The sequence below is a fragment of the Streptomyces sp. NPDC052109 genome (genome assembly GCF_040680195.1).
In the GTDB taxonomy this organism is placed as follows: Bacteria; Actinomycetota; Actinomycetes; order Streptomycetales; family Streptomycetaceae; genus Streptomyces.
The window spans coordinates 1-21731 of the sequence record NZ_JBFAWF010000002.1 but is presented as its reverse complement, the minus strand read 5'-3'; the positions used below and the strand labels follow the sequence as shown (position 1 = coordinate 21731).

The 21731-nt window shown below is 69.7% G+C and carries 17 protein-coding genes and 3 pseudogenes; 11 read left to right on the top strand and 9 right to left on the bottom strand.

Annotation, left to right across the window (positions count from 1 at the left end):
* Window positions 1-33: 33 nt before the first annotated feature.
* A complete protein-coding gene (locus AB0L59_RS05560) occupies window positions 34-1608 on the bottom strand; it encodes a hypothetical protein (RefSeq protein ID WP_365579573.1) in 1575 nt (524 codons plus the stop codon).
* A gap of 96 nt (window positions 1609-1704) precedes the next feature.
* On the opposite strand from AB0L59_RS05560, the gene AB0L59_RS05555 reads away from it, so the two are divergent.
* The 3 genes from AB0L59_RS05555 to AB0L59_RS05545 all read left to right on the top strand — a co-directional run bounded on the left by AB0L59_RS05555 (window position 1705) and on the right by AB0L59_RS05545 (window position 3807).
* Window positions 1705-2901, top strand: coding sequence for a glycosyl hydrolase family 18 protein (locus AB0L59_RS05555; RefSeq protein WP_365579571.1), 1197 nt, complete (start codon window positions 1705-1707; stop codon window positions 2899-2901).
* A gap of 82 nt (window positions 2902-2983) precedes the next feature.
* Window positions 2984-3493 (top strand): phosphotransferase, encoded by a 510-nt coding sequence (locus AB0L59_RS05550; RefSeq protein ID WP_365579569.1) that lies wholly within the window; start codon window positions 2984-2986, stop codon window positions 3491-3493.
* Between the two features lie 5 nt (window positions 3494-3498).
* Complete coding sequence (locus AB0L59_RS05545; RefSeq protein ID WP_365579567.1) at window positions 3499-3807, top strand: hypothetical protein; 309 nt, start codon at window positions 3499-3501, stop codon at window positions 3805-3807.
* On the opposite strand, the gene AB0L59_RS05540 is transcribed toward AB0L59_RS05545, so the two are convergent.
* From AB0L59_RS05540 to AB0L59_RS05525, 4 genes are read right to left on the bottom strand one after another with little or no spacing between them, the layout of a single operon-like run.
* Entirely contained in the window at window positions 3788-4558 is a 771-nt protein-coding gene (locus AB0L59_RS05540; protein WP_365579565.1) for a succinate dehydrogenase/fumarate reductase iron-sulfur subunit, read from the bottom strand. The genes AB0L59_RS05545 and AB0L59_RS05540 overlap by 20 nt on opposite strands.
* Entirely contained in the window at window positions 4555-6492 is a 1938-nt protein-coding gene (locus AB0L59_RS05535) for a fumarate reductase/succinate dehydrogenase flavoprotein subunit (protein ID WP_365579563.1), read from the bottom strand. Before AB0L59_RS05535 ends, AB0L59_RS05540 begins: the two co-directional genes overlap by 4 nt.
* A gap of 22 nt (window positions 6493-6514) precedes the next feature.
* The gene (locus AB0L59_RS05530) at window positions 6515-7336 is read right to left on the bottom strand and encodes a hypothetical protein (protein ID WP_365579561.1); all 822 of its coding nucleotides are present in this window, start codon (window positions 7334-7336) and stop codon (window positions 6515-6517) included.
* A 24-nt stretch (window positions 7337-7360) separates the two neighbouring features.
* Entirely contained in the window at window positions 7361-7651 is a 291-nt protein-coding gene (locus AB0L59_RS05525; protein WP_365579559.1) for a hypothetical protein, read from the bottom strand.
* A 315-nt stretch (window positions 7652-7966) separates the two neighbouring features.
* Here AB0L59_RS05525 and AB0L59_RS05520 point away from each other — a divergent pair, with 315 nt between their 5' ends.
* The 7 genes from AB0L59_RS05520 (at window position 7967) to AB0L59_RS05490 (ending at window position 18964) form a co-directional block, all read left to right on the top strand.
* Entirely contained in the window at window positions 7967-10126 is a 2160-nt protein-coding gene (locus AB0L59_RS05520; RefSeq protein ID WP_365579557.1) for an ABC transporter family substrate-binding protein, read from the top strand.
* A 153-nt stretch (window positions 10127-10279) separates the two neighbouring features.
* Complete coding sequence (typA, locus tag AB0L59_RS05515) at window positions 10280-12187, top strand: translational GTPase TypA (protein WP_365579555.1); 1908 nt, start codon at window positions 10280-10282, stop codon at window positions 12185-12187.
* Window positions 12188-12733: 546 nt separating this feature from the next.
* Window positions 12734-13768 carry an ABC transporter permease gene (locus AB0L59_RS05510; protein ID WP_365579553.1) on the top strand — a complete coding sequence of 345 codons (1035 nt, stop codon included), beginning with the start codon at window positions 12734-12736 and terminating at the stop codon, window positions 13766-13768.
* Window positions 13769-13878: 110 nt separating this feature from the next.
* Window positions 13879-15687, top strand: a complete 1809-nt coding sequence (locus tag AB0L59_RS05505; protein ID WP_365579551.1) for an ABC transporter substrate-binding protein — start codon at window positions 13879-13881, stop codon at window positions 15685-15687.
* Between the two features lie 87 nt (window positions 15688-15774).
* Window positions 15775-16755, top strand: a complete 981-nt coding sequence (locus AB0L59_RS05500; protein WP_365579549.1) for an ABC transporter permease — start codon at window positions 15775-15777, stop codon at window positions 16753-16755.
* A gap of 10 nt (window positions 16756-16765) precedes the next feature.
* The gene (locus tag AB0L59_RS05495) at window positions 16766-17830 is read left to right on the top strand and encodes an ABC transporter ATP-binding protein (RefSeq protein WP_365579547.1); all 1065 of its coding nucleotides are present in this window, start codon (window positions 16766-16768) and stop codon (window positions 17828-17830) included.
* A 12-nt stretch (window positions 17831-17842) separates the two neighbouring features.
* A complete protein-coding gene (locus tag AB0L59_RS05490; RefSeq protein ID WP_365579545.1) occupies window positions 17843-18964 on the top strand; it encodes a dipeptide ABC transporter ATP-binding protein in 1122 nt (373 codons plus the stop codon).
* Between the two features lie 284 nt (window positions 18965-19248).
* Here AB0L59_RS05490 and AB0L59_RS05485 read toward each other — a convergent pair whose 3' ends face one another.
* The 3 genes and pseudogenes from AB0L59_RS05485 to AB0L59_RS05475 all read right to left on the bottom strand — a co-directional run.
* The gene (locus AB0L59_RS05485; RefSeq protein WP_365579544.1) at window positions 19249-19986 is read right to left on the bottom strand and encodes a class I SAM-dependent methyltransferase; all 738 of its coding nucleotides are present in this window, start codon (window positions 19984-19986) and stop codon (window positions 19249-19251) included.
* A gap of 64 nt (window positions 19987-20050) precedes the next feature.
* Window positions 20051-20236 carry a DUF397 domain-containing protein gene (locus AB0L59_RS05480; protein WP_365579542.1) on the bottom strand — a complete coding sequence of 62 codons (186 nt, stop codon included), beginning with the start codon at window positions 20234-20236 and terminating at the stop codon, window positions 20051-20053.
* Window positions 20233-20702, bottom strand: a pseudogene (locus AB0L59_RS05475) (transcriptional regulator); the annotation flags it as partial. The pseudogene AB0L59_RS05475 and the gene AB0L59_RS05480, both read right to left, overlap by 4 nt.
* Here AB0L59_RS05475 and AB0L59_RS05470 point away from each other — a divergent pair.
* Window positions 20692-20958 (top strand): annotated as a pseudogene (locus tag AB0L59_RS05470) (ATP-binding protein); the annotation flags it as partial. The pseudogenes AB0L59_RS05475 and AB0L59_RS05470 overlap by 11 nt on opposite strands.
* 514 nt (window positions 20959-21472) lie before the next feature.
* Here the strand turns inward: AB0L59_RS05470 and AB0L59_RS05465 are convergent.
* A pseudogene (locus tag AB0L59_RS05465) lies at window positions 21473-21556 on the bottom strand (transposase); the annotation flags it as partial.
* Window positions 21557-21731: the final 175 nt, after the last annotated feature.

The following is a 21731-nucleotide window of genomic DNA, read 5'->3' as shown; positions in this document are numbered from 1 at the left end:
GGAGGCGCGGACCGGGCGGAGCGGCTCGACGGCCTAGGCAGGTGCCGAGAAGCTGTGGCGGCCGCGCGTTTCCGGGCCGCCGTAGCTTGCCGGTGGGCCGCCGTCCGGGGTCTCTGCCAGGAGGATTCCGCCCTGGACCGCGCCGGCCAGGCCCGGGGCGTCTCCGTCGGCGCTCGTGTGCGGGTTGCCGTGGGTCCGTACGTCCCGTTCCGCCAGGTCCCGGGCCTGGCGGGCCGTGGTGTCGGCCCGGGCGGCGACGCCCGCGCCCAGTTCACGTGTCGCCTCCGCCAGGCGGACCCGGGCTTCCGGGCCCACCGCGCCCCGGTGCACCGTGACGAAGTCCTCCGCTCCGGCGACGGCGCTCCTCGCCACGAGCAGCGCGGCCGCGGCCGGCGCACCGGCGTGGCCCGTCTCCAGCCGTTCCACGGCGCGGGCGATCCGGCGCAGGGCGTCCAGCGGGTCGTACGGACCCGCCGTCAGCTCCTCCCGCACGGCCGCCAGCACACCGTCCGCATGGGCCAGCCGTGCGTGCAGTTCACCGCTGGTCAGGGGCTTGCCGACACCCCCTTGGCGGGCCGCCGCGATCTCCGCCTCCGCTCCGGTCAGCGCGGCCGGCACCAGTTCGGCCGCCTCCCGCAGCTGCGCCGCGAGCCGTTCCACCCCGGTCACCAGGACGCCGGCCTGGGCCACCGCGCCCTCGGCGGCGCGCAGGCGCCCGGCGGCTCGCTCGGCGTCGCCCGCGTCGGCTGTCTGCCGGGCCTCGTTGAGTCGTATGGTGGCGAACACCAGCCGGTCCTTGGCCTGTTCGAGGTGCCCGGTGACGGGCGCGAGGGCCGAGGGCGGGCAACGGCCGTGCAGGGCGGTCAGCGTCTCCTCGGCGGTCAGTGTGCGTCCCGTCAGTTCCCGGAACCGTCCCTCGGCGACCTCCAGCGCCCCGGCGAGCCCCGGGCCGGCCAAGTCCCGCAGCCGGTCCAGCGCGGGCGCCGCCGCGTCGAGCCGGCGTCCCGCCTCCGCGCACCGGCCGACCACGCCCACCAGCGCCTGCCGCCGTGCGGTGTGGTCCTCCGGCACCCCCTGCTCGTACCGCCACCGGATCGCGCACGCGGCCGCCAGCTCGGTCTCGGCGGCCCGCAGGGCGTGGACGAAGGGCTCGGTGTCCGCCTCCGTGAACCGCGCCTGGACGAAGGCGAGTTCCTCCCGGCTCGTGCGCACACAGTCGTCGGCCAGGACCAGCGCGGCGCGGGCCTGGCGCTCGGAGTCGGCCGTGGTGGGGGCCGGAGGGGCCACGGAGACGGTTCCGGGGGTCGTGCGGGTGCGGGCGCGGCGGGTGCGGCGCAGGTATCCGTATCCGGCCAGCACCACGGCCGCGACCCCCGCGACGAGGGGCAGCACGAGGTCGGCCGTGGACGTCCCGTCCTGCTGCGGTGCTGCGGCGCCGGCGACGGTGCCGTCGGACGCCGCGGGAACCGGAGCCCGCGCACCGACCGTCATCACCGGCAACACCAGCCACCCGGCCCCGACCACGGCACCCAGCACGGCATGCGCCAACCGCACCCATATGTGCGCCTTGGCGCGCCGGGGTCGGCCCCGGATCAGGGAGGACGTCACATTTTGGAGCGTATGGGCAGGTAGGCGCCTTCGCGAGCGGGATGGATACGGGTGGGGGACGGGGTGGGCAGGGGGTCAGGAATGGACGGCAGGGGCATGAACGGGGAAGCGGACGCTCCCGTTCTGCGACGCCTCGACGCGGCCGGCGAGCCCGTGCGGCGCCGGCCCGACGCGGCCGGCGAGCGCGCGCCGCAAGGGTCCGAGACCGCCGCCGACGGTGAGGACGCCCCGCAGGCACCGCCCGTGCCCGGTCCCGAGGGCCGCACCGGCGGTGCCCGCGGGAGACACGCCTGGCGTCGCCGACTGAGACGCACCGCCCTCGCCCTCGCACTCCTCCTGCTCCTCCCCACGCTCGCCGCGGAGAGCGCCCTCCGCCTCGACTACACCGGCACCCCCGGACCCGGCACGTACACCCGCGACCGCGACGCCGTCTGGCTCGGTCATGCCTGGATCGACGGCCGCAAGACCGACGCCGACGTCGACGCCCTGGTCAGCCGGCTGCGCGCCACCGGCATCCGCGACCTGTACGTGCACGCGGGCCCCCTGGAACACGACGGCACGCTCCCCGAGTCGGCGTACCCCAGGGCCCGTTGGCTCACGGAAACCCTGCGTCGCCGGGCACCGCACCTGCGCGTACAGGCCTGGCTCGGCGACGAGCTGGCCCCCGAGAAGCCGTACGCCATGCACCTGGAGCGGCCCGCGACCCGCTCCGCCGTGGTCGAGTCCGCCCGCCGCGTCCTGGCCGCCGGCTTCCAGGGCGCCCACTTCGACCTGGAGCCCCTGCACTCCGGCGACCGGAACTACCTGGCCCTGCTGGACGCCCTGCACCGCGTCACCCGCGCCCACCACGCCGTGCTCTCGGTCGCCGCCCACCAGATCGATCCCCTCCCGGCCCTCCACTCCGTCTGGGGTACCGTCACCGGCCACCCCAAGTGGTGGTCGCAGGCCTACTTCGGGCAGGTCGCGCGCCGCGTCGACCAGATCGCGGTGATGTCGTACGACACCATGCAGCCGTTGCAGAGCCTGTACGGCGGATACGTCGCCCAGCAGACCTCGCTCGCCCTGGAGGTCACCCCCGAGACCACCGACCTCCTCATGGGCCTGCCCTTCTACCACGAGAACCGCTTCGGCCACTGGGCCCACGCCGAGACCGTCCCGGCCGCCGTGCGCGGCGTGCGCCTCGGCCTGTCCCGCACCGACAAGGCCAGGACCCGCTTCGGCGTCGCCCTCTACGTCGATTTCGCGGCCACCGAAGCGGACTGGACGGCGTACCGGGAAGGCTGGGTCCGGTGACCGGAACACGACAGCACAGGACCGTCGCCGACCTCGCCCGCTCGCCCGCGCAGCCCTCGGCCGCCACCGCCCCCTCGAGAGCGTGACCCGGCTGCGCGGCGGCTCCGAGAAGGGCGTCTACCGGATCCGCCTCGAGGACGGGGGCACGGTGATCGCCTACGTGTGGTCGGCCGACGAGGACTACGGGGACCGGCCGGACGCCGACCCCCGCGACCCCTTCTCGCACGCGGGCGGGCTCGACCTGTTCACCGCCGCCCACGAGAGCCTCGCGGCCGACGGCGTGCGTACCCCGCGCCTGCTCCACGCGGACCGCGCGCCCGCCGCCGCCGTGGTCGAGGACCTGCCCGGCGGCAGCCTGGAGGAGGCCATGCGCCGGGACCCGGACGCGGCCGGTCCGGCGCTGCGGGAGCTCGCCGAGACCCTGCGCGCCCTGCACGGCTGCCGCTCCGCCGGGTACGGCAAGGCCGCCCTGGCCGACGGCGGCGGCACCTCGGACGGCGCGTCCTGTGACGGGGCCTTTCCCCGGGCCGGGTTCATGCGGGGCATCGCGGAGTACAACCTGGCCGAGGCCCTGGCTCTGGTGGGAGCATGACCGGCATGCACATGTTCTTGGTGGTGACGGCCGTAGTGGCGGTGGGGTTCATGGGGGTGCTCGGCGCCCTGGCCACCGTGGCCGAGTGGGTGGCGCCGATGTCCCGTGGCCGGGTGGCGCGGCCCCGGCTGTGGGGGTGCGGGGCGCTGGCGAGCGCAGTCGGGCTGGGCCTGTACATCTTCCTCGGGCCACTCGCCGACGCGGGGCTGGACGTGCTTCCGGTCCTTGGATGGTGCCTGTGGATGGGCGGGATGGTGGTCCAGTTCCTCGCCCAGCGCCCCGGTCGGACCGTTCCTACGAAGGCCGCCTCCTGATCTTCGAGCCGAGCCACACCAGCGGGTCGTACTTGCGGTCGACCGCGCGCTCCTTCATCGGGATCAGGGCGTTGTCGGTGATCCTGATGCCCTCGGGGCAGACCTCCGTGCAGCACTTGGTGATGTTGCAGTAGCCGAGGCCGTGTTCGTCCTGGGCCGTGCGCCCCCGGTCCAGGCCGGTCTCGGCGGCCGCGTCCAGGGGATGCATGTCGAGTTCGGCGATCCGCATCAGGAAGCGCGGGCCCGCGAACGCCGTCTTGTTCTCCTCGTGGTCGCGCACCACATGGCAGGTGTCCTGGCACAGGAAGCACTCGATGCACTTGCGGAACTCCTGCGAGCGGTCCACGTCCTCCTGCATCATCCGGTACTCGCCGGGGCCCACGCCGGCCGGTGGGACGAACGCCGGGACCTCCCTGGCCTTCTGATAGTTGAAGCCCACGTCCGTCACCAGGTCGCGGATCACCGGGAAGGCGCGCAGAGGCGTGACGGTGACCGTCTCCGCCCGGTCGAAGACCGACATGCGGGTCATGCACATCAGCCGGGGACGGCCGTTGATCTCCGCCGAGCACGAACCGCACTTGCCGGCCTTGCAGTTCCAGCGCACGGCCAGATCGGACGCCTGGGTGGCCTGGAGGCGGTGGATGATGTCGAGGACCACCTCGCCGTCGTTGACCTCGACGGTGAAGTCCTCCAGGCCGCCGCCCTGCTCATCACCCCGCCACACCTTGAAGCGGGCCTCGTAGCTGCTCACTCGTACAGCTCCTCTTCGGCGAGGTACTTGACCAGCTCCTCCTTCTCGAAGAGGGCGAGCAGGTCCGGGCGGATGGGTTCGGTGGTCTCGCGGGTGAGGCGGATCTGGCCGCGGGTGGGGTCGGTCGCCGCGAGGCCGCCGGTCGGGTCGGCGAGGGCGCACAGCAGGTTCACGTTCCGCCAGGCGCGGTCCATCGTCGGATGGTCCTCGCGGGTGTGCCCGCCGCGCGACTCGGTGCGCTCCAGGGCCGCTCGGGCCACGCATTCGCTGACCAGGAGCATGTTGCGCAGGTCGAGGGCGAGGTGCCAGCCCGGGTTGAACTGGCGGTGGCCCTCGACTCCGGCCCGGCGGGCCCGTACCCGCAGCTCGCCGAGCTTGTGCAGGGCCTCCTCCATCTCGCCCTCACGGCGGATGATCCCGACCAGGTCGTTCATGGTCTGCTGGAGCTCCTGGTGCAGGCCGTACGGGTTCTCCGACGGGCCCGCCTCCCCCTCCCGCTCCGCCTCCGCCGAGAACGGGCGCAGCGCCTCGGCCGCGGCCGTGTTGACCTGGGCGTCGTCCACCGGCGGGCGCCGGTGCGCCAGCCCCTGCGCGTACTCCGCCGCGTGCCAGCCCGCCCGGCGCCCGAAGACCAGCAGGTCGGAGAGCGAGTTGCCGCCGAGCCGGTTGGAGCCGTGCATACCGCCGGCCACCTCACCGGCCGCGAACAGGCCCGGCACCCCGCGCGCCGCCGCCGTGTCCGAGTCGACGGCGACACCGCCCATCACGTAGTGACAGGTCGGCCCGACCTCCATCGCCTCCGCGGTGATGTCGACGTCCGCCAGCTCCTTGAACTGGTGGTACATGGAGGGCAGCCGGCGCCGGATCACCTCGGCCGGCATCCGGGTGGACACGTCCAGGAAGACCCCGCCGTGCGGCGAGCCGCGGCCCGCCTTCACCTCGGAGTTGATGGCGCGGGCCACCTCGTCGCGGGGGAGGAGTTCCGGTGGGCGCCGGTTGTTGTCCGGGTCGTCGTACCACCGGTCGGCCTCCTCCTCCGACTCGGCGTACTTCTCCTTGAAGACGTCCGGGATGTAGTCGAACATGAACCGTTTGTCCTCGGAGTTCCGCAGGACCCCGCCGTCGCCGCGCACCGACTCGGTGACGAGGATGCCCTTCACCGACGGCGGCCAGACCATGCCCGTCGGGTGGAACTGCACGAACTCCATGTTCAGCAGCGGCGCACCGGCCAGCAGTGCCAGCGCGTGGCCGTCGCCCGTGTACTCCCAGGAGTTCGAGGTGACCTTGAAGGACTTGCCGATGCCGCCGGTCGCGACCACGACCGAGGGCGCCTCCAGGACGAAGAAACGGCCGCTCTCGCGCTCGTAGGCGAAGACTCCCGAGACCCGGTCCCCGTCCTTGAGGATCCTGGTGACCGTGCACTCCTGGAAGACCTTCAGCCGGGACTCGTAGTCCCCGGTCTCCCTGAAGTCCTCCTGCTGCAGCGACACGATCTTCTGCTGGAGGGTGCGGATCAGCTCCAGCCCCGTACGGTCGCCGACGTGGGCGAGTCGCGGGTACTCGTGGCCGCCGAAGTTGCGCTGGGAGATCCGGCCGTCCTTCGTACGGTCGAACAGCGCGCCCCAGGTCTCCAGTTCCCACACCCGGTCCGGGGCCTCCTGCGCGTGCAGCTCGGCCATCCGCCACTGGTTGAGGAACTTGCCGCCGCGCAGGGTGTCGCGGAAGTGCACCTGCCAGTTGTCGTGCTCATTGGCGTTGGCCATGGCCGCCGCGATACCGCCCTCGGCCATGACCGTGTGCGCCTTGCCGAACAGCGACTTGCAGATCACCGCCGTACGGGCGCCCCGCTCGCGCGCCTCGATCGCGGCCCGCAGCCCGGCGCCGCCGGCACCGACCACGACGACGTCCCACTCCTGGCGGTCGACCACGGACATCAGCTGGGTTCCTCACTGCTCTCTAGAAGAAGCGCGGGTCGGCGAAGACCCCGGACGCGACGAGATAGACGTAGAAGTCGGCGAGCGCCACGCTCAGCAGCGACGCCCACGCCAGCTGCATGTGACGGGCGTTGAGCCTGCCGACGAACTGCCACGCCCTGTAGCGCACCGGGTGTTTCGAGAAGTGCCTGAGCTTGCCGCCGACGATGTGCCGGCAGGAGTGGCAGGAGAGCGTGTACGCCCAGATCAGCACGATGTTGACCAGGAAGACCAGGGTGCCGAGCCCCATGTGGCCCCACCGGTAGTGCGTGTCCCGGAAGGACAGCACGGTGTCGTACGACAGCACGCACGCGACCAGCAGGGCCGCGTAGAAGAAGTACCGGTGGACGTTCTGCAGGATCAGCGGGAAGCGGGTCTCGCCGGTGTACGTGCGGTGCGGCTCCGCCACCGCGCAGGCCGGCGGGGACGCCCAGAAGCTGCGGTAGTACGCCTTCCGGTAGTAGTAGCACGTCAGCCGGAAGCCGAGCGGGAAGATCAGGATGATGACGGCGGGGGAGATGCCCCACCAGCTCCCGAAGAGCTGCCAGTTCGGCCCGGCGTGCATGACCTCGCAGTTCTGCGCCAGGCATGGCGAGTAGAACGGCGAGACGTACGGCGCCGCGTAGTAGTGCGCGTTGGCGAACGCCCGCCAGGTCGAGTAGACGACGAAGGCCAGCAGACCGGCCGCGGTGACGGCCGGAGCCAGCCACCAGCGGTCGGTCCGCAGATGCGGGGCGGCGATCGCGGCGCGCGCAGTGCTCCGTACGCCGCCGCTGTTCTGTTGGGGTTCCGTACCAGTGGCCAAGGCAGGACTCCGGTGGGTCGGGGATCAGGGGGCGCGGCGGTCGCGGGCTCCCAGGCCCTCGTCGTCCGAGTCCGTCCATAGGCTGAAGTCGTACGGCGCGTCGGAGATGGTGACGAGGTCGGGACGGCGGGGGGCGTCCGGGGTGTCGGCAGCCTCGCGCAGCAGCGCGACGCTTTCCCGCAGGTGGTCGGCGTCCAGCCGGACGCGGCGCATCTCCAGGCCGCCGCTGCCGAGCTGGTGCTCCAGACGTCCCAGCGACCGGTACAGGTCGTCGAGGGAGCGCTGGACCGAGGTGATGTCGTCGTGCACGGACATGACTTGCCCTCACTTCCGCGGGTCCGGCGGGCCCTGGGCGGCAACGTTCATGCGCCTTGGAGTGTTGCGCGTCACACGTGCCGATGTGAAGGCATGTGCAGCGATTGGCGGAGGCGCACCGGTGCATCTCGGGTGGTGTTGCGCCGCACGGGTGGGGTTGCCGCCCGTCGTCGCCGTGTCGCCCGCTGTGGCCGGATCCTTTCCTTTTCAGTGGGCCGCATAGATCTGATCAGCTCCATATACCGCCAAAGGTGATCAGCTCCATATTCCGACAAATGTGAGCATAAAGCCCGCGGCTTCCCGGAGGTAGCAGAGATGTCCTACGACGGAGTCGGAACGCGCGCCGTCATGCGATCGGTCGCGTACCTGACCGCGAGCGCGCTCGCGGTGCCGTTCCTCGCCGGTTGCGGCTCCGACGAAGAGGTGAGCAAGCCCCTCGCCGGGCAGGACATCGTCCCCGTCGCCCGGGATCACGTCGCGGACGGCGGCACCCTGAAATGGGCCGTCGACGCCCTCCCGGAGACCCTCAACACCTTCCAGGCCGACGCCGACGCCGGCACCAGCCGCATCGCCCAGGCGGTGCTGCCGTCGATGTTCCGCCTCGACGCCAGTGGCCGGCCGGTGCCCAACCCCGCCTATCTGGAGTCGGCCAAGGTCATCGAGACCGAGCCGCGCCAGGTCGTGCTGTACAAGCTGAACCAGCAGGCCGTGTGGAGCGACGGACGGGAGATCGGCGCCGCCGACTTCCTCGCCCAGTGGCGTGCCCTGTCCGGCAGGAACAGCGCCTACTGGACGGCCCGCAACGCCGGCTACGACCGCATCCAGAAGATCGAGCGCGGCGCCAACGACCTCCAGGTCCGGGTGACCTTCTCCCGCCCCTACGCCGACTGGAAGTCGCTGTTCTCCCCGCTGTACCCGAAGGACGTCATGGGCACCCCGGACGCCTTCAACGACGGCGCCCGCCGCAAGCTGAAGGTCACCGCCGGACCCTTCGGGCTGGACAAGGTCGACACCGCCAAGAAGGACGTCGTCCTCACCCGCAACCCGCGCTGGTGGGGCAAGGCCGCCAAGCTGAACGAGATCGTGCTGCACGCCGTACCCCTCGACAAGCGGGCCGCCGCGCTGGCCGACGGCAGCGTGGACCTCGCCGACGTGGACCCCGCCGACGCCCAGCGGATCGGCCTCGCGGCCCACGGCATGGTGAACCCGCTCCAGGGCGCCGGCAAGACCTCGGTGAAGAAGCTGCGCTCCTGGGCGCTCGCGCACGGCTTCGACCACGACCAGGCCATGGCCGGGAAGAAGAAGCTCAGCAAGGCCATCGGCAAGTACCTGGACGAGCAGCAGGCCCTGCGCGACGTCGAGGTCCGCAAGTCGCTGGAGCCGGCCTTCACCCAGCTCGCCCTCAACGGCTCCGAGGGCCCCCTGGCCGACGAGCGCGTCCGCCGCGCCGTCGCCCGCGCCCTGGACCGCCGGGCGCTGGCCAAGCTCGTGCTCACCCCGCTGGGCCTGCCCGCGGTCCCCGTCGGCAGCCACCTCGCCCTGTCCGGGCAGGTCGCCTACGCCGACAGCAGCGGCGCGATCGGCGACCTGGACACCAAGGAGGCGCAGGCGCTGCTCGCGGACGCCGGCTGGGTGCCGGGCGCGCCGATCAAGGAGCAGAAGGAGAAGAAGAAAGGCGACAAGGCGGCCGGCCCCGAGAGTGACAAGAAGCACAAGGGCGACAAGAGCGAGGACGAGGACAAGTCGGACGGCGGCGAGGACGGCCAGTACATCGTCGGCGAGGACGACAAGAACGGCGGACGGGGGGACGGCGGGGACCGGCATCTCGCGAAGGAGAGCAGGCACGGCGGAGCGCCCGGCGCCTACGCCCCCCAGGGCACGGCCGCGCCCGCCGCCGCGCCGGCGGCACCGCTCGCCAAGGACGGCAAGCCCCTCCAGCTCCGCTTCGTACTCCCCTCCGGTTCCGGCTCGCGGGCGCTGACCTCGGTCGCCCAGCGGATCTCGGCCATGCTGGAGCGGGTCGGCATCCGGACGACGATCAGCAAGGTGCCGGACGAGAGCTACTTCAAGGACCACATCGCCTCCGGCGACTACGACCTCGCGCTGTACTCGTGGCCGTCCTCCGCTTTCCCGGCGACGGACGACCGGCCGGTCTACGCGAAGCCGGTGCCGGCGGCGGACGGCTCGGTGAACGTCGAGCAGAACTACACGCGGGTGGGGACCGACCAGGTCGACCAGCTCTTCGACGAGGCGGCGGCGACGCTGGACGAGGGCGAGGCGGTCTCGCTGATCCGCAAGGCGGACTCCAGGATCTGGGCGGCGGCGGGGTCGATCCCGCTGTACCAGCGGCCCCAGCTGGTGGCGACGCGGAAGAACATCGTCAACGCCGGGGCGTTCGGGTTCCAGACGCCGGTGTACGAGGACATGGGCTTCTTGAAGAAGGGCGCGAAGATCGCCCCCAGCCCCACGCAGTGAGCTGCGCGGAGACCACTGAAAGGCCCTGAGAGGGCCGACTCCCTCGGGGCCACGTACCATGGGGTGAGGCCGTGGCGTGTCCAGCCCGGCAGGGCCCGCGTGACACAGACGTACGCGCAGGGCAATCCTCATACTCCGGGAGTTCGTCGCACTATGGCCACGCGCCACGACATCCGCAACGTCGCCATCGTCGCCCACGTCGACCACGGCAAGACCACCATCGTCGACGGCATGCTGAAGCAGGCCGGCGCGTTCGCCGCCCACCAGCTCGACCAGGTCGACGACCGGGTCATGGACTCGAACGACCTGGAGCGTGAGAAGGGCATCACGATCCTCGCCAAGAACACGGCGGTCAAGTACCACCCGAAGGACGGCGGGGAACCGATCACCATCAACATCATCGACACCCCCGGCCACGCCGACTTCGGTGGCGAGGTCGAGCGCGGCCTGTCGATGGTCGACGGTGTAGTGCTGCTGGTGGACGCCTCCGAGGGCCCGCTGCCGCAGACCCGGTTCGTGCTGCGCAAGGCCCTTCAGCAGCGCCTGCCCGTCATCCTGTGCATCAACAAGACGGACCGCCCCGACTCCCGGATCGACGAGGTCGTCAACGAGACCTACGACCTCTTCCTCGACCTGGACGCCGACGAGGAGCAGATCGAGTTCCCGATCGTCTACGCCTGCGGCCGGGACGGCATCGCCTCGCTGACCAAGCCGGAGAACGGCACGGTCCCGGCCGACAGCGACAGCCTGGAGCCGTTCTTCTCCACGATCCTGGAGCACATCCCGGCCCCGACGTACGAGGAGGACGCGCCGCTCCAGGCCCACGTCACCAACCTCGACGCCGACAACTTCCTCGGCCGTATCGCGCTGCTCCGCGTCGAGCAGGGCGAGCTGCGCAAGGGCCAGACCGTCGCCTGGATCAAGCGCGACGGCTCCATCAGCAACGTCCGCATCTCCGAGCTGATGATGACCGAGGCGCTCACCCGCAAGCCTGCCGAGAAGGCCGGCCCCGGTGACATCTGCGCCGTCGCGGGCATCCCCGACATCATGATCGGCGAGACCCTCGCGGACACCGAGAACCCCGTACCGCTCCCGCTGATCACGGTCGACGAGCCGGCGATCTCCATGGTGATCGGCACGAACACCTCGCCGCTGGTCGGCCGGGGCGGCACCGGCAAGGGCGCCGACGCGAAGTCGGCGGTGAAGGACCGCAAGGTCACCGCCCGCCAGGTCAAGGACCGCCTGGACCGCGAGCTGATCGGTAACGTCTCGCTGCGAGTGCTCGAGACCGAGCGCCCGGACGCCTGGGAGGTGCAGGGCCGTGGTGAGCTGGCGCTGGCCATCCTGGTCGAGACCATGCGCCGGGAGGGCTACGAGCTCACCGTCGGCAAGCCGCAGGTCGTCACCAAGGACGTCGACGGCAAGGTCTACGAGCCGGTCGAGCGCATGACGATCGACGTGCCCGAGGAGCACATGGGCGCCGTCACGCAGCTCATGGGTGTCCGCAAGGGCCGGATGGACAACATGTCCAACCACGGCTCCGGCTGGGTGCGGATGGAGTTCGTCGTGCCCTCCCGCGGTCTCATCGGCTTCCGGACCGAGTTCCTGACCCAGACCCGCGGCACCGGTATCGGGCACTCCATCCACGAGGGCCACGAGCCCTGGTTCGGCGCGCTGCAGACCCGTAACAACGGCTCGCTGGTCGCCGACCGGTCGGGCGCCGTCACCGCGTTCGCGATGACGAACCTGCAGGAGCGCGGCGTGCTGTTCGTGGAGCCGGGCACCGAGGTGTACGAGGGCATGATCGTCGGTGAGAACTCCCGCTCCGACGACATGGACGTCAACATCACCAAGGAGAAGAAGCTCACCAACATGCGGTCCTCGACGGCCGACGTGGCGGAGTCGATCGTGCCGCCGCGCAAGCTGTCGCTGGAGCAGTCGCTGGAGTTCTGCCGTGACGACGAGTGCGTCGAGGTGACCCCGGAGGCCGTTCGCATCCGCAAGGTGAACCTCGACCAGCGCGAGCGCGCCCGCGCCGCGAGCCGCGCCAAGCACGGCTGATCCACCGGCCCTTGAGCCCGGGTGCCCCCATTGATGGGGGAACCCGGGCTTTTTGCAACCTGTTTTCGGGGGCCCTTTGTCCGACATGCGGAGATCGCTGCCCGATAGCCATGTAACAAGTCCGTTTCGCGCCTTCTTCGGTCGAACAGTTTGTCCAGATTTTGGAAGGTCCGGCCACGAGCTGTGACTGAATTGAGATCTACGGGCAGTGGTCGGTGGTCGACCCATGGCAGATAGTTAGCCGCGTAGCGCTCGGGTCAATGGGTCTCGCACTGTGGGGACAGTGCGCCGACTCACGAGCACCAGGGGGTGCCTGATCCTCCGTCAGGGGTGTCGGAGGCAAGGCGGAAACCCTCTCCTGTCGGTGAACGCGTGCAGTCATGAGGAGGGAACACCCATGCGCGGTGTCACGAGCACCAGGCGGATCGGTTCGTCACTTCCAGCGGTGTGACCAGGTCGTAGAACTACGCGCGTCCGACTGCGGTTTCGCGCGTTCTCGGAGTACCCGGGTACCACTCACACTCATACCTGTGAAACGGACGAACCGTGACAAGTCCTATCGACATTGAGGGCGGCGGGCCTTCGGTCGTCGTCGACGGCGAACCAGGGCCGAAGACGAACGACGAAGCCGTCCAGCTCGAGGGCCGGTCCCCCGGCCAGCTGATGTGGCTGCGCTTCAAGCGCGACCGCACGGGCGTGATCTCGGCCTACGTCGTGGGCTTCTTCTTCCTGATCGGCCTGCTCGCGCCGCTGATCTCCAAGCTGTACGGCAAGAACCCGTACACGGTGTACGCGGACGAGCGCCCGGAGCTCTTCGACAGCGCCGGCGTGCCGGTGCAGCCCAACGGCGGCATCAGCAGCCAGTTCTGGTTCGGCCTGGAACCCGGCAACGGCTACGACGTCTTCACCAAGCTGATCTACGGCATACGCACCTCGCTGATGATCTCGGTGGCCGTCACCCTCGCCGTCGTCGTGACGGGCGTCCTCCTCGGCGTCGCCGCCGGCTATCTCGGCGGCAGGACCGACTACTTCCTCGGCCGGGTCATCGACTTCCTGCTCGCCTTCCCGGCCCAGCTGTTCTTCATCGCGAGCATGCCGGTCGTGGTGTCCCTGTTCGTCAGCCCCCGCGACGAGACGCCCACCTATGTCCGCGTGGTGGCCCTGATCATCGTCCAGTGGTTCCTGGGCTGGATGGGTCTCGGCCGTATCCTGCGCGGCACCGCACTCGCCCTGCGCGAACGGGAGTTCATCGAGGCGGCCAAGGTCAGCGGAGCCTCGCCGTGGCGGATCATCCGCAAGGAGATCCTGCCGAACATCGTCACCCCCCTGCTGGTGCAGTCGACGTATCTGCTGCCCAACTTCGTGACGGCCGAGGCCGGTCTGTCGTACCTGGGCGTCGGGATCGTCGAACCGACCCCGGACTGGGGACAGATGTTCTCCAAGGCGTCCACCGAACTGGTGATGCAGAACGACATCACCTACATGTTCTTCCCCGGCGTTTCGATGATCATCTTCGTCGTCGCGTTCAACCTGCTCGGGGACTCGGTCAGAGACGCCTTCGATCCCAAGACCGCGCGCTGACCTTTCACTGCACCAAATCCACTGCACCGCACGGCACTTCCAGCAGTCCTTTTCGCACTGGTGAGACACAGAACGCACTGGTGACACACAGATGGGTGGGAATCTTCGTGATGAGTAGGGGCGGACGCCACGTATACGGCGCACTCTCCGTGCTCGCGGCCGGAGCTCTTGTGCTCACCGGTTGCAGCAAGGGCGGCAGCGACTCGGGCACCAACGACAAGAAGGACCAGCAGGACGCCAAGGCGCAGCAGGCGTCCATCAAGTTCGGCAACGCGGCGGAGTCCACCGGTCCCGCGGCCGACGTGCCCGGCGCCAAGCCCGGCGGCACCATGGAGGTGCTGCAGCGTGACAGCTTCGCGCACCTCGACCCGGGACAGATCTACGTCTCCGACCAGATGGCGCTCGCCCAGCTGATACACAGAGGCCTCACCGGCTACAAGGCCACCAGCAACGACGGCAAGCAGCACGAGGTCGTCGGCGACCTCGCCACCGACTCCGGCACCACCACGGACGGCGGAAAGACCTGGAAGTACACGCTCAAGGACGGCATCAAGTTCCAGGACGGCACCCCGATCACGTCCAAGGACGTCCGCCAGTCCATCGAGCGGCTCTTCGCGCCCTTCATCACCCAGGGCCCGACCTACCTCCAGCAGTGGCTGGCCAACGCCTCGGGCGCCAACTACCGCAAGCTGCTCCCGGACGGCCCCTACAAGGGCAAGCACCTGCCGAACAGCGTCCTGGAGACACCCGACGCGAAGACGATCATCTTCCACTTCGCCAAGCCGCACCCGGACCTGCCGTACACGCTCGCCATGGCGGGCTACTCCGTGGTGTCCGCCAAGGGCGACACCAAGGAGAAGTACGACAAGACGCCGTTGGCGACAGGCCCGTACGAGATCCAGTCGTTCAAGTCCGGCAAGTCGATGGTGCTGGTCAAGAACCCCAACTGGGACCCGAAGACGGACCCGATCCGCCACCAGTACGTCGACCAGTTCAACTTCACGTTCAACCAGCAGTTCGAGACCTCCACCAAGGCCCTGCTGGCGGACAGCGGCCCCGACCAGACCGGCGTCAGCTTCAGCAACCAGGTGGACGCGGGCAACCTCTCCCAGGTGCTCCGCGACCCCAAGCTCAAGTCCCGTACGGTCTCCGGCTACCAGCCGTACGTCGGCCAGATGAACATCAACATGAGCAAGCCGGAGATGAAGGACATCCGCGTCCGCCAGGCCATCGCCTACGCCCTGCCGGTCACGCCGTTCGTGCGTGCCTACGGCGGCACCGACGCGATGGAGGTTGCCGGCGGCGTCATCAGCCCGACCGTCAGCGGCTACGACGCCTCCTTCGACCCGTGGGGCAAGAAGAAGAGCCCGGCCGGTGACCCGGCGAAGGCCAGGGAGCTGCTGAAGCAGGCCGGCAAGCTCAACATGAAGCTGACCTTCGGCTACACCAACACCCCCGAGGGACAGCAGTACTCCACCGCCATGGCGGCGGGCCTGAAGAAGGCCGGCTTCAACGTCCAGCGCCAGGAGATTCCGTCCGAGACCTACTACGACCAGGTCTCCAAGCTGAACAACTCCTACGACATCTTCCACACCGCGTGGGGCGCCGACTGGCCGTCCGCCTCGACCGTGATCCCGCCGCTGTTCGACGGCCGCGGAATCGCCGACGGCGCGCAGAACTACCCGCAGCTCAACGACCCGAAGGTCAACAGCGAGATCGACCGGATCAGCACGATCACCGACCCGGTCAAGGCCGCGGCCGAGTGGGAGAAGCTCGACCAGTACATCGTCAAGGACGCCGTCGCCGTCGTCCCGACCGCGTACTACAAGCAGACCCAGATCGCCGGTTCCAAGGTCGGCGGCCTCGTCTACGACGACGTGATCGGCGGCGTCGACCCGCGTCGCCTCTACATCAAGTAACCGTCCCCTGCCGGTACCCGGCGCGCCCCCACCGTACGGGCGCGCCGGGTACCGCCTAGGCCGCCGACGTCTGAGAGCTGCCCTGTCATGCTGCGCTTCCTCGTCCGCCGGATCATCGGTGCCGTCGTCATTCTGTTCCTGCTGAGCATCGTCACGTTCGTGCTGTTCTTCGGGGTCCCCCGGGACCCGGCGCTGATGATGTGCGGCAAGACCTGCAATCCGACAAGCATCGCGAACATCCACCATGTGCTCGGCCTGGACAAACCCATCACCGAGCAGTACTGGATCTTCCTGCACAACCTGTTCCTGGGCAGCAACCAGTTCGACCAGGGACCGTGCCCAGCCCCCTGCTTCGGCTACTCGTACCACACCAACGAGCTGGTCTGGGGCACCCTGATGGACCGGCTGCCCACCACGATCTCGCTCACCCTGGGCGCGGCCGTGTGCTTCCTGGTCATCGGGCTCGGCACCGGGCTGCTCGCCGCCTGGCGGCGCGGCACACTCATCGACAAGACGGCCACCGCCGCCGCCATGGTCATCAGCTCGCTGCAGATCTACTTCCTCGGCCCGCTCGCCCTGGCGATCCTCGTCTACCAGACCCACTGGTTCGACAAGCCCGCCTACGCCAACTTCACCCAGGACCCAGTCTCCTGGTTCACCGGTCTGATCATCCCCTGGGTGATCCTCTCCACGATCTTCGCCGCGCAGTACACCCGTATGGCCCGGTCCTCGATGATCGAACAGCTCCAGGAGGAGCACGTCCGCACCGCCCGGGCCAAGGGCATGTCCCGTGCCTACGTCTTCTTCCGCTACGCCTGGCGAGGTTCGCTGATCCCGATCGTCACCATCTTCGGCATCGACCTCGGCTCGCTGTTCGGCGGCGCCATCATCACCGAGTACACCTTCGGCCTGCCCGGCCTCGGCAACCTCGCCGTCCAGTCCGTCTTCTTCAGCGACCTGCCGCTGCTGCTCGGCGTGATGCTCTTCTCCGCCAGCATGATCCTGCTGTTCAACATCATCGTCGACGCCGCGTACGCCTTCATCGACCCGCGCGTGCGGCTGTCCTAGGAGCACTGTCGTGACCACTCTGACCAAGGAGGCCGGTGCTCCGACCCCGGCCGGTGCCGGCCCCCTGCTCTCGGTGCGGGACCTGCACGTCAGCTTCAAGACCGAGGACGGCGTCGTACGGGCCGTGGACGGGCTCTCCTTCGACCTGGAACGCGGCAGGACGCTCGGCATCGTGGGGGAGTCGGGGTCGGGCAAGTCGGTGACCAACCTGACCATCCTCGGCCTGCACAATCCCATGTTCACGACGGTCGAGGGCGAGATCCTGCTGGACGGGCGGGAGCTGACCACGGCCCGCGAGTCGGAACTGGAGAGGCTGCGCGGCAACAAGGTCGCCATGATCTTCCAGGATCCGCTCACCGCGCTCTCCCCGTACTACACGGTCGGCCGGCAGATCGCCGAGCCGTACATGAAGCACAACGGCGCCTCCAAGAAGGAGGCGTGGGAGCGTGCCGTGGAGATGCTCGGCAAGGTCGGCATCCCGAACCCCAAGGAGCGGGCGAAGGACTACCCGCACCAGTTCTCCGGCGGTATGCGCCAGCGCGCGATGATCGCCATGGCGCTGGTCTGCGACCCCGACCTGCTGATCGCCGACGAACCGACGACGGCCCTGGACGTGACGGTCCAGGCGCAGATCCTCGATCTGCTCAAGGACCTGCAACAGGAGTTCGGATCCGGCATCATCTTCATCACCCACGACCTGGGGGTGATCGCCGACATGGCCGACGACATCATGGTGATGTACGCGGGCGGCGCGGTGGAGCGGGGCACCACCGACGAGGTGCTGCGCGCGCCCCGGCACCCTTACACCTGGGGCCTGCTGAACTCCATGCCGCGTCTGGACTCCGACCTCGGCGCCCAGCTGTCCCCGATCCCCGGCTCCCCGCCCTCGCTGCTCAACCCGCCCGCCGGCTGCCGCTTCCACCCCCGCTGCGGCTATCAGGACCGGGTGGCGGGCACGGGCCGCTGTGTGGCCGAGCGCCCGCTGCTGGCGCCGGACCGGGCCTCCGCGTGCCATCTCACGGAGGAGCAGAAGCGGACCATCTTCATCGAAGAGATCAAGCCCGGTCTGGGCTAGGAGGACATTGTCATGGCAGAGGACATGGTCCTTGCGGCCCCACGCGAGAAGGGCGCCGGCGCGGACGGGGAGCCGCTGCTGGAGGTCTCCGGACTGACCAAGCACTTCCCCGTCAAGGGCGGCTTCCCGATCCGCCGGACGATCGGCGCGGTGCAGGCCGTGGACGGCGTGGACATCACCGTGCACGCGGGGGAGAGCTTCGGCCTGGTCGGTGAGTCGGGCTGCGGCAAGTCGACCACGGGCCGGCTGATCACCCGCCTGCTGGAGCCGACCGACGGCACGATCACCTACCGCGGCCGGGACATCAGCCACGCGACGCGCAAGGAACTCGCGCCGATCCGCTCCGAGATCCAGATGATCTTCCAGGACCCCTACTCGTCGCTGAACCCGCGGCAGACGGTCGGCAAGATCATCTCGGGTCCGATGGAGATCAACGGCATCGAGCCGGAGGGCGGCCGCGAGAAGCGGGTCCGTGAACTGCTGGAGATCGTCGGTCTCAACCCGGAGCACTTCAACCGCTTCCCGCACGAGTTCTCCGGCGGCCAGCGCCAGCGCATCGGCGTGGCCCGCGCGCTGGCCCTGGAGCCGAAGCTGATCGTCGCCGACGAGCCGGTCTCGGCCCTGGACGTCTCCATCCAGGCCCAGGTCGTCAACCTGCTGCAGAAGGTGCAGAAGGAACTGGGCATCGCGTTCGTCTTCATCGCCCACGACCTGGCCGTCGTCCGGCACTTCTCGCAGCGCGTCGCGGTGATGTACCTCGGCAAGATCATCGAGGTGGGCGACCGGGACTCCATCTACACCCGGCCGCGCCACCCGTACACCCACGCCCTGCTCTCCGCCGTCCCCGAGGTGAACCTCAGCCAGGACGACGCCGCCCGGCGCGAGCGCATCCGGCTGGCCGGTGACGTCCCCTCGCCCATCTCCCCGCCCTCCGGCTGCCGCTTCCGCACGCGCTGCTGGAAGGCGCAGGACAAGTGCGCGACGGAGGAGCCGCCGCTGATCCAGATCTCCGGAAACCGCGGCGGCCATCTGACGGCCTGCCACTTCCCGGAGGAGCCCACGATCGAGGGCCGCGACGAGGACATCGTGCTGGACCCGGCACTGGCGGCGCTGGAGGAGGGGCAGGCGGAGTAGCGGAACAACGGGCCCGGGCCGGGGGAGCGTCGGCGACCGCGGGCCGGGATCGGCCGGGACCGGGCCGCGATCCGCGCGGCCCGGCTCATCCGCGTTCAGCGGGAACCGGTTCACTTGGCCACGGTGAAGTGGTGGTACCCGGGGGAGTCCGGGCCGCCGAGGGTGAAGCTCAGGAGCCTGCCGCAGCGGGCCCGCGCGGTCGCCGGACCCATCGGTTTCCCGGGGGTGAGCGAGCGGCGCGCGTAGAGCCCGATGGACCTGGCCGGAGGACATGACGACAGGGCCTAGGCGCGTCGTGCCACGGTGATGATCTCCGGAGCCTTGGGGGTGACCGGCCCCCGGTCCCAGTCCCCGTACCGCTCCACGACGGCCAGGCCGGCCTCGCCGAGGAAGCCGTCCAGCGTCTCCCGGTCCAGGAACCGCAGGACGCTGTGGCTGACCCGGGGCTCCGGCCAGCCCTCACCCTCGTACGTCTCGGTGAACCGCACCCGGCCCCTGTGGAGCGGCTGCCGCACCTCGTGCCATACCCGCACGGGCGCGCCGTCGGGGTCGGTGATCTCGTACACCCGGTCCGGGCTCCACCGTTCCCAGGCGCGGGCGTCCGGGTTGCGGGTCTCGAAGACGAACCGTCCGTCGGCGCCTAGAGCCGCCCGGACCGCGCGCAGGCAGCTCCGGATCTCCTCGTCCCCGACCAGCTCCTGGAAGGCGTGCCCGGTCATCACGGCCAGGTCGAACTCCCGCTCCCAGCACCGCACTCGGGTGTCCCCGAGGACCCACTCCACGTCCGGCCGGGCCCGCCGCGCCTGTACGAGCATCGCGGCCGCCGGATCGAGCCCCATCAGCCGCCCCTGGTGCCCCTCGGCCCGGGCCTTCCGCAGCAACCGCCCGGTTCCGCATCCGATGTCCAGCACCGAGCGGGCCTGACGCACCAGACCGAGGTAGAAGTCGTCACCTGGTCCCCAGGGATTGAGGTTGTCGTAGAGCGCGGCGAGCGTGAGATCGGTGAACACGTGATCTACCACCGCGGCAGTCTGACACACGATGTTGAACGGTGTGTCAGGTTCCGGTGCACTTCTTGAGTGTCTCTCAACGTTGCTGTTCAGAGCTCTGATGAAGGAGGTGGGGCGGGAAGGTGAGGGTGGCTCTTGCGGGGGCCTTTGAGCCGCGGATGGCCATGTGGGTTTCCAGATCCGCGACTTCGACGCATGCGTCGCCCTGGCCGCCACCGGAGAAGGAGGAGCTCTGCCAGGTGTCCGGGGTCGGTATGCTCACAGCTCCTTCGACAGCCGGTGGATGAAGTCACGCGGAGGGTCGGGGGCGAGTGAGGCTTTCTCCACCCGAAGGAAGAGCGTTCGACATCGGGTGAGCTGGGCTTCGGCATCGATGAACACAGGCCCTTTGGGCCTGTCGCGGACGACGGTGTCCGGCTTGGGGACGGGGCCGCCTGCGTACACAGCTCACCCGCGTGCTGGAACTCTCCGAGCCGACCACGTCACCGTACGCCTCATCCCGTTCGACCGGGACGACTTCGGCGGCGCGGGCAGCGCGATGGTGGGTTCTCGTACGAATAGAGAGACCGAGCGTATTCCGAAAGAAGGCCGGGAACGTGCAGGAACTCCACGTCCCAGCGGAAGCGGGCGTGATGCTCCAGCTCGGGCAGGTCCATGCACGGCGTGGGCAGTTGGCCCCGGTACTCCTCCCACCAGCCCTGCGTTCAGTCGCCGGCGATCGCTGCCAGGCCGGGAGCGGTGACCGTCGGCCGCGGCACGCTGCTCCGATCCTGACCCTGCACGGTCTGATCGGCCTGGTGGACACGGCCGAACTCCTGGCGACGGAGCTGGTGTCGAATTCCGTACGGCATGCCAAGGGGCCGGCGGCGCTGAGGGTGCGGCGTACGGCGGAGGGTGTGGACCGGGGCGTGGGACACCGACCCCGCGCCGCCGGATCCGCCGCGTCCGCTGGAGCGGGTGGGGGAGCTGCAGGACGGGCGGGGCTGGGGTTGGTGAAGGCCTTTGCGGAGCACATGGGGTCGGAGCCGACGGTCCGGTTCGCGGACCGGGAGGTTCGTGTGGTGTGAGCCCGGGGTGGCGTGAGGAGTGAGCAAGTGGCCGGCTCGTCACACCCGCCGCACCAGCCCCCCAGCAGGTAATTGGACGATCTGAGTCGTCTGGCAGGGAAAAGAATCAGGTCAGCGTGGTTGGGATGGTGGGAGAGTCGGCCCAAGTCTGCCAGTCACCGTCGATATGTGACTTGAAGGGCGGATGGGGCACCGCAGCCACCCGCAGAGCGACGCCGACCGTCCACCGAAGGTCCCCCTGCCCCGATCGCCTGAAACCCTGTCCGTCGGTCACGTCCGCGGGAGCGGTGTATCGACGGCCACTCGGTGATCCCGTTTTGAGGCGATGCGGTGAGTTCGGTGGGCAGGGCGGTTTTGTTGCTTTCTGACTCGATCGGGTTGAGGCGGGTCTTGGCGGGGAGGTCGAGTCCCAGGTGGCGGCTGGCCTCGGTCCATTCGTCGTTCTGCTCGGCCAGCACCGCGCCGACCCGCCGGATCAGGGCGGTGCGGCCGGGAAAGACACCGACCACGTCGGTGTTCCAGGGGCTGCCCGCCCATCTGACAGCGAGGCTCCAACGAAAACACCAACGGCCTGCTGCGGCAGTACTTCCCGACTTGTATTGGGGGTAGCGGTTTTCGTGATCGGGTTGGCCGCCCGTAACGTGCCGCAGGACGCCGGGCGGGCTGACTCGAGTACTTCCTGCCGCCCGC